14 protein-coding genes are annotated in these 11,380 nt (G+C 44.2%); 5 read left to right on the top strand and 9 right to left on the bottom strand.

The features are described 5' to 3' along the window. Positions 1-296 precede the first annotated feature (296 nt). On the top strand, positions 297-596 hold the full coding sequence (locus tag SSCH_RS19665; protein WP_198142549.1) for a hypothetical protein: 300 nt from the start codon (positions 297-299) through the stop codon (positions 594-596). Further along, the gene (locus tag SSCH_RS19660; protein WP_198142548.1) at positions 593-1,099 is read left to right on the top strand and encodes a hypothetical protein; all 507 of its coding nucleotides are present in this window, start codon (positions 593-595) and stop codon (positions 1,097-1,099) included. The genes SSCH_RS19665 and SSCH_RS19660 overlap by 4 nt, the downstream gene beginning before the upstream one ends. Here the strand turns inward: SSCH_RS19660 and SSCH_RS15455 are convergent. After that, positions 1,059-1,838, bottom strand: coding sequence for a transposase (locus tag SSCH_RS15455; protein ID WP_052835745.1), 780 nt, complete (start codon positions 1,836-1,838; stop codon positions 1,059-1,061). The two genes, SSCH_RS19660 and SSCH_RS15455, sit on opposite strands and share 41 nt — an antisense overlap. A gap of 170 nt (positions 1,839-2,008) precedes the next feature. Here SSCH_RS15455 and SSCH_RS15450 point away from each other — a divergent pair, with 170 nt between their 5' ends. Continuing rightward, a complete protein-coding gene (locus tag SSCH_RS15450; protein ID WP_044666261.1) occupies positions 2,009-2,854 on the top strand; it encodes a DNA adenine methylase in 846 nt (281 codons plus the stop codon). 223 nt (positions 2,855-3,077) lie between these two features. Here SSCH_RS15450 and SSCH_RS15445 read toward each other — a convergent pair whose 3' ends face one another. Together SSCH_RS15445 and pdaA are read right to left on the bottom strand one after the other, a co-directional pair. Then, on the bottom strand, positions 3,078-3,515 hold the full coding sequence (locus SSCH_RS15445) for a flavodoxin family protein (RefSeq protein ID WP_052835744.1): 438 nt from the start codon (positions 3,513-3,515) through the stop codon (positions 3,078-3,080). A 187-nt stretch (positions 3,516-3,702) separates the two neighbouring features. After that, a complete protein-coding gene (gene pdaA / locus SSCH_RS15440) occupies positions 3,703-4,623 on the bottom strand; it encodes a delta-lactam-biosynthetic de-N-acetylase (RefSeq protein WP_052835743.1) in 921 nt (306 codons plus the stop codon). 198 nt (positions 4,624-4,821) lie between these two features. Here pdaA and SSCH_RS17060 point away from each other — a divergent pair, with 198 nt between their 5' ends. Then, positions 4,822-5,517, top strand: coding sequence for a LysM peptidoglycan-binding domain-containing protein (locus SSCH_RS17060; protein WP_052835742.1), 696 nt, complete (start codon positions 4,822-4,824; stop codon positions 5,515-5,517). A 567-nt stretch (positions 5,518-6,084) separates the two neighbouring features. On the opposite strand, the gene SSCH_RS17055 is transcribed toward SSCH_RS17060, so the two are convergent. From SSCH_RS17055 to SSCH_RS15410, 5 genes are all read right to left on the bottom strand, one after another. Next, positions 6,085-6,852 (bottom strand): hypothetical protein, encoded by a 768-nt coding sequence (locus tag SSCH_RS17055; RefSeq protein WP_052835741.1) that lies wholly within the window; start codon positions 6,850-6,852, stop codon positions 6,085-6,087. 289 nt (positions 6,853-7,141) lie between these two features. After that, the gene (locus tag SSCH_RS15425) at positions 7,142-7,486 is read right to left on the bottom strand and encodes a YkvA family protein (RefSeq protein WP_044666260.1); all 345 of its coding nucleotides are present in this window, start codon (positions 7,484-7,486) and stop codon (positions 7,142-7,144) included. Then, positions 7,474-8,262 carry a hypothetical protein gene (locus SSCH_RS15420; protein WP_044666259.1) on the bottom strand — a complete coding sequence of 263 codons (789 nt, stop codon included), beginning with the start codon at positions 8,260-8,262 and terminating at the stop codon, positions 7,474-7,476. Before SSCH_RS15420 ends, SSCH_RS15425 begins: the two co-directional genes overlap by 13 nt. 131 nt (positions 8,263-8,393) lie before the next feature. Further along, positions 8,394-9,320 carry an AAA family ATPase gene (locus tag SSCH_RS15415; RefSeq protein WP_052835740.1) on the bottom strand — a complete coding sequence of 309 codons (927 nt, stop codon included), beginning with the start codon at positions 9,318-9,320 and terminating at the stop codon, positions 8,394-8,396. 59 nt (positions 9,321-9,379) lie between these two features. Further along, positions 9,380-10,249, bottom strand: coding sequence for a DUF4846 domain-containing protein (locus SSCH_RS15410; RefSeq protein WP_044666258.1), 870 nt, complete (start codon positions 10,247-10,249; stop codon positions 9,380-9,382). Between the two features lie 120 nt (positions 10,250-10,369). Here SSCH_RS15410 and SSCH_RS18535 point away from each other — a divergent pair, with 120 nt between their 5' ends. Continuing rightward, positions 10,370-10,567, top strand: coding sequence for a hypothetical protein (locus tag SSCH_RS18535; RefSeq protein ID WP_156972362.1), 198 nt, complete (start codon positions 10,370-10,372; stop codon positions 10,565-10,567). 178 nt (positions 10,568-10,745) lie between these two features. Here SSCH_RS18535 and SSCH_RS15400 read toward each other — a convergent pair whose 3' ends face one another. Next, positions 10,746-11,138, bottom strand: coding sequence for a transglutaminase-like domain-containing protein (locus tag SSCH_RS15400; protein WP_156972361.1), 393 nt, complete (start codon positions 11,136-11,138; stop codon positions 10,746-10,748). Positions 11,139-11,380 lie beyond the last annotated feature (242 nt).

Genomic DNA, 11,380 nt, shown 5'->3' with positions numbered 1-11,380 from the left:
CTTGAAACAGGTGAAATTACGGGAAGAACAAAGACCATGACCCAATTACCTCAGATCAATTTGGCCTTGATTTAACGGTGAAAAATCTAACCTTCTTGTCTATTACCGAAAACTTGCCGGTAATATTACCGATGTTAAAACAGTCAGGCAATTGCTGCAAGATCTTGACTTCCTGAAGATTCATCAAATCAAGCTCATCATGGACAGGGCGTTCTATAGTGAGGATAACATCAATGAATTTATACTAAGCATCATCAATTACAAGTTTCTTATTTGCAAGCAGGATATTTCTCAAGATGTTCCGTGGCTTTCTGAATGAGATTCGTCCGGACATTACCAACAGAAAGTATTACCACTCGTCGACCGGACTCTATATTCAGACGTTCCCTCATCCATGGAATTATCGCGAACTCAAACCTCGGAGTCAGGAAGAGGTTCATGGTAAACGCCGGATGTATATCCATTTCTACTATAATGATCAGGTTGCTCTTGAACGCAAACAGTTTTACGCCCTGCTGGATCAATTGGAAACAGAATTGCTGGAAGGAACACGTAAGCCAGAACATGAGAAAGCTTATCCAAATATTTTGATGTGACTACCAACCGAAATAAAATCACCGTTACGGCGAAGGAAAGTGTTATTGCCGAGCAGACGAAGAACTATGGCTATTTTGTTCTAATCTCTAATGCTGTTAAGGATCCTGTGGAGGCGCTTCATCTGTACCGCAATAAAGACTTGATTGAGAAGGCTTTCGGCGATCTCAAAGAACGCCTGAATATGCGGCGGACATCGGTCTTCTCAGAAGAAAATCTCGAAGGCAAGCTTTTTATTCAATTCAGTGCCCTTTACTATCTCTCCTACATCAAAAAAGCTATGACGGATCACAACTTATTCAAAAAATACACCATGCAAAAATTGTTGGATGAACTGGATATCATTGAGTGTTTTATGCGTGAAGGAAAACAGCCGCAGCTCGGTGAGATCACACAAAAACAAAAACGATCTCTATACTGCAATGGGGGTGGATCGGCCGACATAGGTATAATATGTTGGGAATTCAGGTTATATTGCAGTACCTCTCACTTAACAGCACTATAGCTTTTCTAATATCAGATATCCTCTGAGTTCTTGTCCTTCTGGCGATTCCGCTAACTCCGGTATTTTCATTCATACAGACCTGTTCGATGATTTCATCAATGTTTAATTTCTTCTTATTGTCCGCATTTTCCCTCTCTAAGGCTTGTATTTTCGGTCGGAGTTTGTCAATGTTCTTATAAATAATCCCTTCTATAATTTCATCCGGATCCTGATTCATAAACAGCAAATACTGCTTTAAAGCCTCTCTCCTGCTCTCAGCAAACATACCCAAAACATCGGTATCAACCAAACTACCCTTCTCTTTTCCGACATAATAAGCATGACTGCTCCATTTATAATCTATTCCCCCTTCCAGCTTTGCCTTCACTGGATTATGGTGAATATATCTGATCAACTGCAGTAAATAGCTTTCCTTGTCACACAGCAGTGCTTTGTACCTTTGTTGAAACACATGCCCTATCCTGTCATATTTACAGTTAAACCACTGCGTATAAACCTGCTGAATACGCTGCATGATATTAGACAGCGGAACATCATGCACTTCTATTAATAGATGCGCATGATTATTCATAATACAAAATGCATATAATTTAAAGCCCAACTTATCTTTGTATAGTGCCACTATGCTTAAATACTTTCTCTTATGTTGTTCATCAAATAATACTGTTTCCCTGTTGTTACCTCTAATAATTACATGGTATACGGCTCCTGGATAATGAATACGAGGTTTTCTCCCCATATTTACTCACCTGGTTAATTGTACCATCAGAAAGTAAATTACTCAAGCCTGACCCCAAGGATATAAACCGGTTTTGACGAATGATTTATAGGTATAGGAAATTATGTTTTGTAATGCAGGTAATAATAAGTTTGTTCTTATAGAAAAGAAGAATTATTAGGGGGCAAACAGTGGCAAAAAATACGTTAGTCGTACCTGTAGTGAAGTGGGTGGGTGGAAAGCGCCAAATAATAGATGAAATAATAAAATATGTCCCGGACAGCTTTTCTACTTATTATGAGCCGTTTCTTGGTGGCGGAGCGGTTCTATTTGAGCTGCAGCCGAAGAAGGCAGTTGTAAATGACGTCAATGAGGAATTAATGAATATTTACGAGGTCATTAAGGATAATGTTGATGAGTTAATAGAAGGCCTCAAGCGGCACAAGATTAAAAATGACAAAGCTTATTTTTATGAGATAAGAGAACTGGATAGAGACAGGGAGCAGTACAATTTGTTAACCCCTGTAGAGAGGGCATCAAGGATTATTTATCTCAATAAAACATGCTACAACGGCTTATTTAGGGTCAACAAGTCAGGGGAATTCAATGCACCCTTTGGGAACTATAAGAACCCTAACATTGTGAATGAAACCACATTGAGGGCTGTCAGTGCTTATTTCAACAAAGCCAAAATCAGATTTACCTGTCAGGATTTTGAAGATGCTTTGAAATGGTCGAGAAAAGGCGCCTTTGTTTACCTTGATCCGCCCTATGACCCGGTCTCCGAAACTGCAAGTTTTACAGGCTATGACAAGGGCGGCTTTGATCACAATGAGCAAATCCGGCTTAAAAAAACCTGCGACAAGCTGAATAAGAAGGGAATCAAATTTCTTTTATCAAACTCAGCTACAGACTTTATTATGGACCTTTATCAAGATTACAAAATAGAAGTTATCCAGGCCAAGCGGGCAATCAACTCAAAAGCTGATAGGCGAGGGAATGTTGATGAGGTCTTGGTGATGAATTTTGAACAGTAATGAAGTAACGAAAAATGATAAGGCTTGGGGGCAGTCCACGGCCATCAACTGCGCCTATGTTTCTGGAATATTGGCGGTGACAGTCACCCACAGGCGTAAATAAGTAAATTACTCAAGCCTGACCCCACTGCCTAGCTCATAGACAGCATCCTGTGCTTCTTTATTTTCAGCAACGGGAAGATATTGCTCTGTGCAAGTGCTGTAGGTTTGGGCAAAATCCACCTCAAAGTGATCCCAGATCTCTTTGAACATATTTTCCACCATCTCGGGGCCTGTATTTGGTCGTGCCATACCATAGGTCATCAGCAGAACAAACTTTTTGCCTTTGAAATTCCTCAACGCTGAGGGGGCAGAATCTATCCACAAATGTTTTCAGCTGGGCGCTGATGCTCCACCAGTACACAGGTGTGGCAAAGATCAACAGGTCAGCTTCAACTATTTTGCCATACAGCTCCTGCATATCGTCTTCAATAACACAGCTGCTATTCTTCTCTATACAAGTGTAGCAGCCCGTGCAAGGCGCAATGTTTTTCTCCTGCAAAAATACCCTGTTTATCTCCACATTACGATGGTTTTCTTCCACACCCCGCAGATAATGCTCAAGCAGCAGAGCGGTATTCCCTTTTTTCTTTGGACTTCCCTGGACAGCTAATACCTTCATTGCGCTTCCTCCCCTTGTTAATGACAATTGAAATCCTCTTCGCCCATCAACATGGGCGAGGTTCTTGGCTGAGCTCTGTATGTCATGTTCCCCAACCGGCAAAAGGTTTGAGTTTTCCGTCAGCTGAAAAAATCGCTGAAAAGATGGCAGTCTTTGTTAGAATACAACAGATATTCTCGATAATCCTTCAATTAATCTCATCCAGGGTACCAAACGAATACCCCTGGCTTTTTAGGTCGCGTATGATCCTGTCCAGGGCTTCTGTGTTGCTCTTGGAAACCGCATGTAGAAGAAGCATATTTCCGTTGTGGATATTATCCATCGTCATTTTGTAGGCGTAATCGGCACCCTTTTGCTTGTTGACATCCCAATCGTCATAAGCCGAACTCCAGAAAATGTTTCTGTAGCCCAGGTCATTTGAAATCGCCAGTGTTCTTTCGCTGAATTCACCCATGGGAGGGCGAAAGTACTTCATGTTCTGCCCGGTTTTACTCTTAAAAGCAACACTCAACTCCTCAATCTCATTAATAACTTTCTCATCGCTGAGTTCCGGTAAGCTGGGATGACTCACACTATGGTTTCCCACTATATGCCCTTCGTTGACCATCCTTTCGACCAGGTCGAGATGCTTATTAAGGTAAGGCATTGTAATGAAGAACGCAGCTTTCACATTGTTTTCCTTTAGAATATCCAGGATTTTTGGGGTAAATCCATACTCATATCCTTCATCAAAAGTGAGGTAAACCACTTTCCGGGATGTATCTCCCAGAAATACTGCCCTGTATTTTGTCGACAATTCAGACAGCTTCGAGCCTGTTCCCGGGGGCTGATGGTCGTTTCTTCTGATAATATACCAGGAGTATTTTGTGTTATCGTAGTCACCATAGTTCTTATCTGCCGGTTCCTGGGATGGTTTTGGGTCTTCGATCGTTACGGGAGGGTCAGGCTTTTTCTCACTGTTATCGTTGAGAGTAATGTTAGTAGACTCATTCTTATTATTTTGAATATCGTTCTTCAGATTAGCATTTGGATCAGCGTTTTGCTTGCACCCGCACACAAATAAACAAGTGAGAAGAACAAAACATATCAGTAACCGGTTTTTAAACATACTAGTCACCCCTCTCCTCAGTTAATTGCTGTGATTCGACATTTTCTCTGTTCAATTTTCTGTTTCTATATAATAATCTCCTGCCTTCAGGGGTGACACCACCTAAAACAATTTACTTGCCATTTGGTGACCGTATTGTGTGACAGTCACACGGAGACGTCACCCGGAAGCCCAACCTGTATAGACAACTTCGGCTTAATGGTGACAGTCACCAGACATCGTCACCAGACATCCCTTGCCGGGGTGGGACAATATGTAGCAACTTACTACAAAAACGGCTACAAGCATAGTATTTGGGTGGAGGATGACCGCTCCCTTGGGCTCAAACTGGATTTGGCAAATCAGTACAACCTTGCAGGCATGGCCGCCTGGAGCCTTGGTTCGGAATTCTCTTCCACCTGGGATATGATCGGCCAGAAAATGGGGAAAACCCAGCAGCCCCCATCATCCTCTGTCACCTATACAATCAAACGCGGTGATACATTATGGTTGATTTCACAACGGTACAATACTACAGTGGACGCCATCGCTAAAGCCAATAACCTGAATCCAAACGCATACATTTATCCAGGGCAAACGATATCTATCCCAGAGCAAACCCCTGAACAGCCGTCGACCCCGCCTTCATCTTCAGAACCTCTGGTTTACATAGTACAGCGTGGAGATACGCTGTGGTTGATCGCTCAAAAGTACGGCACCACGGTAAATGCCATCGCTGCGGCAAATAACATCAATCCGAATAACTACATTCTGGTTGGCCAGAGGTTAGTGATACCATCGGGTGAAAAATCAGGTGAAACACCCCCCGCAGCCGGCAATACCATTTATACGGTTCAACGGGGTGACACCTTATGGCGAATTGCGCAGAAATACTGCAGTGAATGCCATCACTAAGGCCAACAACCTGGACCCAAGAGCAAACATTTATCCGGGGCAAAAAATAACTATCCCTGGACAATCTTCGACACAAAAACTGTACACTGTCCAGCGCGGAGATTCCCTGTGCTGATCGCCCAAAAACACGGCACTACAGTAGCCGACCTGGCAAGGTTAAATCAAATCAACCCCAACAACCCGATTTACCCCGGCCAGCAGTTGAAAGTATAAGCGGCAGATGGTAGCAATATAGATGTTGACAGGCGCTTAGGGAAATATGCAAGTTACAACCTGTCGCAACCTGTCTATACAACTTCGGCTAAATGGTGCTAAATGGTGACAGTCACCCGGAAATCCAACTTGTATAGACAACTTCAGCTATTTGGTGACAGTCACCCGCGGGCATCCACAGGCGTCACCCACATGCCAGGTAAGTACAAATACCGTGGTATTCAGGGACATCTGCGACCGCATTAACGGCTAACGCAAGTACCAGGCCGTTATCGGCATACCCCTCTGGTAGAAAATCTCGGCTATTTGGTGACGGCTAAATGGTTGGCAGTCCCCTTAACTGGTCATCATTAACTAATCGGCTGGTTCCAGTAGTTCCAGTGGCACATAATACTTGGAATATCTATTCCGGTGCTTATCAACAAAACAGCCGTTTTTATTTGGAACAAGTACTGTCGCCCGTTTAGTGATGTTATTGAGAATGCCTTTCAGCTTTTTCCCCTTAAGTGTAAAGCAAACGGTATCTCCTATGTTCAGGACAAGCTTCTGGTTTGCAATTTGCCTGTATGTAGGTAGACTATGGTGGATCGCTGTGTGGCCGAATAGATTATTGGCTATTGTCTTAAACCTATCTCCGCTGCATTTTGACGCATGAAAACAGATGTACTCGATTACATGGCAGAGTTCATGCTCAAATACTAGCTGCAGCGCTTGCAGGCTATTGCTTGTATTGATACCGTTCACCGGTATTGGCCCCTTCAAGCATACCGGCCCCTCAAGCATACCGTAGTTGAATAAAAAATCCACCCCGATCCTGATTTCCAGTACCAGATCTTCCGGATTTATCTCTGCTATGTTTTTTGGGCAAATCGTTGCACCGGCGCTCTTTGTCATGCGCCGCGAAAGAGAGAGTTTGAGCTTTCCTTGATAACTGTCTTTAAACCAGCCACCGAAAAAGAAAGCGTCATACAGATCAAACATCAGCTTTAAGTCGAGGGGTGAAATTGTCGTAATTACTTCGCTCTGAATATTTTTTGATTCTCTCATTAAATGGCTTGCAATTTTTGCTCTCTTTTTGATAATGTCTTCGGCGCTGTTCTTTTTGGCAATCAGGTTAATCATTTATTTCATTCCTCAGCTTCTTTTTGCTCTTTCCCCGCAGCCAAGCGATCATGAATATCTAATTCCGCTGTGTTTTTAATTAGTCATATCAGTCATGATTGCCTTAGTAGCGATTACTTCCGATTACTTCCGATTACTTCCGGTGACAGCCACCTGGAGTTCAGAACTTGTATAGACAACTTCGGCTATTTGGTGACAGTCACCGGGTAGTCGTCACCGGGTAGTCACCTAGAAGCGCACGGCACCGGGGCTGCTTGGTGTCAGGTACGGATAGGCACCATGGGAGTTGTTAGTCACCTGGATTCAATGCGGCCGTTGAGTTAAGCGAGACCTCGTGGTGTTCTAGAATATCTGCGACTGCCTTAACGGCTAAGGCTAGAACCAGGCCGTCATCGGCATAACCCCCTGGTAGAAAGTCGGAAATCAGATCAATAGGGCTGACAAAATAGAGCAAAGCCGCAATAGCTATAAACTTTGCCTCCTGGGGCACCTCCGGGTCTTTCATGGCATCCCATAAATAATTAACCCCATCCCAGAGCTTGCCCCCGATTTGGGCGGTGGTTTCTTTTAGTTTCGGAAGCTCTTTTTCCACATGAGCTTGTAGTGTATCGGGAAACTGCTTTACTCTTTGCACCAATCACGAGAAAAAATTTGTTCCCTTTCGGATGTGGCAGTTGTGGCATCTGTGGCGGCTGTGGCAACCGTGGCAGTTGTTTCTTTGCGCTCTCTCCCGGCAGCCACTAGATCACGAATGTCCTGGAGTTTTTCAACGAGATCATCCGGATAAATTTTCGGCTTCAGGACAACTTCGCCCTTCCCGAAAAGAATCTCTTTTACGCCTATAAAATCAAAAATTTTCATGCCGATTAAAGGCACCCTTTTCTCGAACAGCTTTTTAGCTTCAGGGTGTTTGTCCAGGTCAAGTGTCACGCGGTCATAATTCCAGGCCAGAAAACTCATCTCATTCAGTTTACGGCTCACAATCCCAATGATCCTTTTCGATCCGACAATCTTCTCAAAAATAAAATTAAGAATTCTCAAGCTGACCTTGCTTCTCTGCTCCGGAAAGGTCAACTTAGGCTTTTCAGTAAACCTGAAATTAAAATTATGCGCCCCAGGCCTGAAATCAAATGAATCAAGGGCAAAGTTTATATCCACCATCACATCGGGTAAAAGCCTGTGCGGTTTTAATGCGGCACATAGACACAGGCCTCCATCTATAAAAAAGACCTTCACATCTTTTAACTTGTCACCAAATGAGTCTTTGTAGTGCTTTTCAATGTATTCATTTACCGTGTGATCTTTGATAACAATTTGGCCACGCAGCAGGTGATGTAAAATAAGAATCTCCCCTTTCTCACATAAAAAGAGATTCGCTTCTTTTGATAGATTTCCTTCATTTAAGCACACAGTGGCGTTCTTCAGCCAACGGAATTCTGCCCCCTGCCAGGATGGGGTTAATAGCTGTGCCCTCCCCTACGCTTTCTCAATAATCTGCTTTATCTCGCCGCATCATCGGAGGCAGGGGATTCGCCCGTCACCTACGCTTTCTCAATAATCTGCTTTCTTCGTTCATGGAGTTCTGTTAAGCATTCATTGGTTTCACCCAGCTTTTGCCGCAGTCCAGCAATAATTTGCTGTGCCCTCACCCTCTGCTCTCTTGTGCAGTCCAGCGAACTGTTTATTCTCGTCTGTATGATGCAGTCGACGATAAAGCCATCAAAGAAATAATCCGCAAATGTAGCAAATCCACCGAGCCCAATGTCCGTCTCTATTTGCACATCAGCAAGTTCTCGCTCAAAGCGACGCAGCAGTTGCTGAATCTTGTGCACATCTCTTTGAGCATCACTGATGCGGAGATGCTTCACTGCGGTGACTAATAGGCCGCCCCCCAAAATGTCCCAGATTCCGAAGTTGCGGGCACTATTCAAGCGAGCTTCCATTCCATTCAAGGCCGTTTCCAGATCCTCACCTGCCCGTATCGCTTCCTTCAGCTCCTTCACCTTGGCCTGCAAACGCCCCGTTTCCTCATCAATCTCAAAAAGCTGTTGAGCGACCAGCCCACCGGATTGAAGCAAAACGTCTTCCTTTTCCCGTAATACGGCCTGGTACTCCGCCTCCGGATCCCCAATGGCATCCAATTCCCGTTCCAAATTCTCCAATTCCACTTCCAGGTCCCTGATGGCTGCACCACATTCATCATACTGCAGTTTAGCGGCTAGATATTCTTGTCGCTCTTTTTGCATAGCCTCTTCTTTGGTCCCCAACACAGTATAAAAAAGACTGATCAGTGTAAGCCCCTCCAGCCGCTCCACATCTCTGCCCTCAGAAGTTAGGATGCCCTTTAAATGAACAAAACGATTCCTCTCCGCGATTAACATCTGTTGGGTTTGTCTGAACTTACCCATCAGCTTTTTTCTTTCTTCCATCAGCTGCACAACAGCAGTCAGGCGTTCATGAATCTCCATTGTTTTATCACCTTATTGGGTGGTGTCAGAGGTCTGGCGTAGCCGTCACATCTTAAACATTATTCTTCAAACCTAACCAATTGGTTAGCAGTAAACTCCCATTCAGGAGTTTTGAGTTTTTCTCCGATTTTTCCGAAGTTAAGGGAATACCAGGGGCTCCATCCTTTGTTTTGAGGGTTTTTCAGAATATGAATATCCTGAGCCGGCATATAACTCTGGGCGAGCATAAGGAGTTTTTCTCCTGTTGCCTGATTCTCTGCCATATCAACAACAATCGCACAGTGCCCAGGAGTAGCCCCCTTCAAAAACACATCACCTATTTGCATCTCTTCCAACGGCACTTGTTTCATTTCCTGTGACAGCGACAATGTCCCCGCATAGGCGAATACCATATCCAGATACTTCCTGAAGCTGGCGTAATCGGTTGACTGCCCCGCCGATTTTACCCATTTTGCCCGATTCCCTTCAACTGCGATCCTGTTCCCCTGCCTCCAGGTGACATAATCAGCATTAAAGCCGTTGGTGAAGTTAAAATGGATCCTTTTGTATTGTTCCTTCCCATACAGATATTCCGCTCTTAATCTAATAACAGCATCAGCGCACTGCTGTAAGTCCCTTTCCCCAACGTCAATGTCCACCACCGCCTCATGGACATCCTTCAGCTTTACACCGCCATTATAATACCTAACCCTGGAACCGTGCGACTTTAAAGGAAGATTCCTTAAATACTCGCCAAAAGAACCATCATCCACCGAAACCCTTGTGAATCCGTCAGGAGTCTCGAACCTTTCCTGTACCGTCATACCACTTTCGTTGATTAAAGATTTTTGCTTTTGCTGCCCGCTTACCTGCACCGAATTGTCGCTGCCGGCACATGAAGTAAGAAATAAGAGGGCGAAAAGGGCGAACAGTGATAAGAGTTTTTTCAAGTCTGAACACTCCCACATAAAAATGGTAATGTAACCATAGTTCGTTAATCAATTCTACCTTGAAAACCGCCCCATGCCTACCCCCATCATCCAGACGAACTGACCACTAAAATTCAGGTAATGGTGGAAGACGATCAGGGGAACACTCACGAAGCCTTTGCCTATGTGATGACCCAGAAAGGCAGCCAGGAACCTTCCGAGGCTTATTACAATATCATCAAACAAGGTTATCAAGATTGGCTGCTGCCTGTACTGCCCTCAGCGATGCCCGGGAAAGAAGCTCCGACTGCATCGGGGAAGCTGGTGTCTTCGTTTTGAGTTTGTTAAGCTGCCACTGCAGCGATTCATATGCGATTTGATGACTTTGATGTGTTAACTGCATGTACCGCCTTTTTAACCTGGTAATTCGACTGTATTTAAAATAAAATAGTATCCCTACCAGCAAAATAACCCCAAGTATAATAAATAACCATTTTTGCATAACACAGTTTACCCCCTATAATGCTGGTTTACAAGACACCGGTATAATCGCCTCCGGCTCAACCGCTTCCAAACCACTGCTGGACTGTCCCACCTTCCAGCCTGCCGCGGTTACCTCCAGGAAGTAATACTTGGTTCCATTGTAATCGAAGCCGACTGCCGGGGAATAACTTGGGGTGGTGCCATCCAAAGCGACTCCTACTGTCATGTGGTTCTTAGTATGGAAGCTGAGCAGTGCCACTTTGTATCCCATATTGGCCAAGATCGCCGCGGCCAAAAACGATTTATCACTACATTTACCTGACTCAGCTAAAGTTTGGGCTGGAAACTGCAAGCCGGTATCCAGATGATAGGGGATAGCTCCGCCAACAAAACTCTGAACGAATTCGACTTTCTGAACCGAATTCAAGATTTTCTTTTTCAGCTTGCATGTCAAGCCACTGGGCAATATAGCCAGTGAATTGGTAATTATTACTTTCAGTTACCCAAGGAACGTAATTTTTTTTGATGCATCCTGGAGATTATTTTTTCTGAACACTTGGCATCGACCTTGTACATGGCTTGCCGTTCAGATTTGCCTGCATTTCACGGTACTTCTGAAGATCATTAGTAATCTGGCGGTCATAATTCAGAAGGCTTAAGGGTATTTCG

The organism is Syntrophaceticus schinkii (genome assembly GCF_000946815.1).
Lineage (GTDB): Bacteria > Bacillota > DSM-12270 > Thermacetogeniales > Thermacetogeniaceae > Syntrophaceticus > Syntrophaceticus schinkii.
This window is presented reverse-complemented; position numbering and strand designations above follow the sequence as displayed.